4 protein-coding genes are annotated in these 3,095 nt (G+C 62.4%); 1 reads left to right on the plus strand and 3 read right to left on the minus strand.

The genetic code is table 11. The features are described 5' to 3' along the window. Positions 1-464, plus strand: a 464-nt coding sequence (locus tag ACXRVY_RS21850) for an MOSC domain-containing protein (protein WP_458238221.1), incomplete at its 5' end; no start/stop codon positions are given. A gap of 96 nt (positions 465-560) precedes the next feature. Here the strand turns inward: ACXRVY_RS21850 and ppnP are convergent. The 3 genes from ppnP to ACXRVY_RS21865 form a co-directional block, all read right to left on the minus strand. Next, complete coding sequence (ppnP, locus tag ACXRVY_RS21855) at positions 561-845, minus strand: pyrimidine/purine nucleoside phosphorylase (protein ID WP_007940055.1); 285 nt, start codon at positions 843-845, stop codon at positions 561-563. A gap of 69 nt (positions 846-914) precedes the next feature. Then, positions 915-1,457, minus strand: a complete 543-nt coding sequence (locus ACXRVY_RS21860; protein WP_223456895.1) for an exonuclease domain-containing protein — start codon at positions 1,455-1,457, stop codon at positions 915-917. 70 nt (positions 1,458-1,527) lie between these two features. Further along, a partial coding sequence (locus ACXRVY_RS21865) for an acetyl/propionyl/methylcrotonyl-CoA carboxylase subunit alpha (protein WP_458238222.1) occupies positions 1,528-3,095 on the minus strand: 1,568 nt, incomplete at its 5' end.

Here is a 3,095-nt window from a genome sequence, read left to right on the forward strand (position 1 = left end):
TCATTGGCAAACCGACGCGCCTGGTGCAAGTGCCACTCGATCGGGCGCGTATGACCGAGGCCGGCTATGGCAAGGATGACGATCAGGTGGCATTCGCCGATGGCTATCCACTGTTGCTGATTGGCCAGGCTTCCCTCGAGGACTTGTCGCAACGGGTCGGGCGCCCGTTGGAGATGCTGCGTTTCCGGCCGAACCTGGTGATCGAAGGCAGTGAAGCGTTCGCCGAGGACGGCTGGAAGCGTATCCGTATCGGCGAGCTCGAGTTCCGCGTGGTCAAGTCGTGCTCACGTTGCATCCTGACCACCATCGACCCGCAAACCGGGGAGCGCAGCGACGACCGCGAACCCTTGGCCACCTTGCAGAAATACCGTTCCCAGGCGGACGGCGCCATGTTCGGCCAGAACCTGGTCAACGACGGCAACGGTCGACTCGAAATCGGCATGCCGGTGGAGATCCTGGAGTAGAAACTCTCGGCTCACCGCCCGCACAACGAAAAATGCCCGTGTCCTGAGACACGGGCATTTTATCACAGTGACTTTTTTCGGTGAAGCCCCGCGGGTTTAGCCGCGGTATTCGCACAGGTAGGCAGTGTCGACGGCCACTTTCAGCTGGAACTTGCTATTGGCCGGCACGTTGAACTGGCTGCCGGCGGCGAAGGTTTCCCAGTCGCTGCTGTCCGGCAGCTTGACGGTCAGTGCACCGCTGACCACGTGCATGATTTCACGCTGGCTGGTGCCGAATTCATACTCGCCCGGAGCCATGACGCCGATGGTCGCTGGACCTTCTGCGGTGCCAAAGGCGATCGACTTGACGGTGCCGTCGAAGTACTCGTTGACTTTAAACATGGGCGATTCCTCGAAAAGGGCTAAAAAGGGCCGGCCAGTATGCACAAGGCCCTTGGCGTCGTCACCTGTCTAAAGCGGCAGAACCAGCGGCAGCAGGCGTGCGGTATTGCGCGCATCTTCCAGCGCCCGGTGTTGCTGGCCGGTGAACTGCAAGCCGGCCAGTTGCAAGGCGCCGTTCAACCCCAGCGGACGTTCCAGGCGTCGGGCCTTGGCAAAGCGCTGTTTGAGGTTCATGTGCGGCACGTTGGCCAGCATGCTGGCGAGCCCCAGTTGCTGCCAATCCTGAAGCAGTTGTTTGCGATCGTAATCGCCCCAACTGGCCCAGCCTTCAAGTCGCGTGTGGTGTTGGCCGAGCCAGCGTTCAAACGCCGGCCAGACTTCGCCCAGCGGTTGCGCGGCATCGATGTTGGCTTGGGTGATGTGCGTCAGCTCGCGGCAAAACGGCGTCAGTAACGGCCGCCGCAAAGGCCGGACGAAACGCTGGAACTGGTCCAGTTCGCGTCCCTTGCGGTCCACCAGGGTGGCGCCGATTTCAATGATTTCCATATCCGTTACGGGCCAACCACCTTCATCGGTGGTGGCCTCCAGATCGATGACCAGCCAGTGAGGCATTGCAGGTTTCCTGGTATCCGCGTCCTGTAGGGTTTGAGCGTAGCCAAACCCGGCGGTTCCGCCTAGCGGCTTATTCGACCTCCAACAGAATCTGCCGGTTTTTTACCTGATCCCCGACTTTGACTTGCAGGCGTTTGAGCACACCGTCGATGCCCGATTTCAACGGGTGCTCCATTTTCATCGCCTCCAGTACCACCAGCAACTGGCCCTTGCTCACGGGGCTGCCTTCATTGACCAGGACGTCGACAATCGCCCCGTCCATCGGTGCCTTGAGGGTGCCGGAGCTGGTACCGGCCTGGCTGGTCACCTGCGCCTGAGTGCGATCCTCAAACTGCAGGCTGCCCGGGCGGGTAAACAGCCAGAGACACCCGGCCTCCAGACGGTAGGCGTGGCGTTGGCGAATGCCTTCGATTTCGAGGGTGGCCCAGCGTCCGTCGCTGTGGATGATCTTCAGTTCGAGGCTGTGCTCGGCGACCTGAATGCGCAACGTCTCGCCCGGGATCGCCTGCAACGCTACCGGCCAGTCCTGATCCTCAAGGCCGATGCGGTAGTGCAGCGGCACGCTGGCGTTGTTGCGCCAACCGCCAAGCGGGGCCGGGTGAGCCTGTGCTGCAGCCTGATAGAACAGGGCGGTGGCGATGGCCAGGTGATGCGCGCCGGGGGCATGGGATTGCAGGCAGGCATGCTCGGAAAAATGCTGCGCGATGAACCCGGTGCTGAAGTCCCCGCAGGCGAACTGCGGGTGTTCCAGCAGGCTGGCGAGCAAGCGCTGATTACTTTGCACGCCCAACAGCACGCTGTCTTGTACCGCCCGCAGCAATTTACGTCGGGTTTCCTCGCGGGTGGTGCCGTGGGCGATGAGCTTGCCGAGCATCGGGTCGTAGAAGGGGCAGATGAGCTGGCCTTCGATCAGGCCGTGGTCGATCCGCACGCCGTCCTGCAATCCCGGTTCCCAGGCCACGACGCGCCCGGTTTGCGGCAGAAAACCCTGAGCCGGATCTTCGGCATACAGGCGTACTTCCATGGCGTGCCCGTGGAGTTGTACCTGCTCCTGGCGCAAGGGCAGCGGCTGTCCTTCGGCGATATTCAACTGCCAGGCCACCAGGTCGAGGCCGGTGATCAGTTCTGTCACCGGGTGCTCCACTTGCAGCCGGGTGTTCATCTCCAGGAAATAGAACTGTCCGCGCGCATCCAGCAGAAACTCCACGGTGCCCGCGCCGACGTACTGCACTGCCCGGCCGGCCTTGAGCGCCGCCTCGCCCATGGCTTGGCGCAACTCAGGGGTCATCACCGGGCAGGGCGCTTCCTCGATGACTTTCTGATGCCGGCGCTGCACCGAACAATCGCGTTCGCCGAGGTAAATCAGGTTGCCATGCCGGTCGCCGAACAGCTGAACCTCGACATGACGGGGTTCTACCAGTGCCTGTTCGAGAATCAGCTCGCCGCTGCCAAAACCGTTCAGGGCTTCGGAGCGCGCGGTGCGAATCTGTTCCAGCAAATCGCCGGCGTCGTGCACCAGGCGCATGCCGCGTCCACCGCCGCCCGCACTGGCCTTGATCATCAACGGATAGCCGATGCGTCCGGCTTCGCGGCTCAGGGTGGCGTCGTCCTGTTCGGCGCCTTGATAGCCTTTGATGC

Source organism: Pseudomonas sp. P5_A2_2 (genome assembly GCF_054177685.1).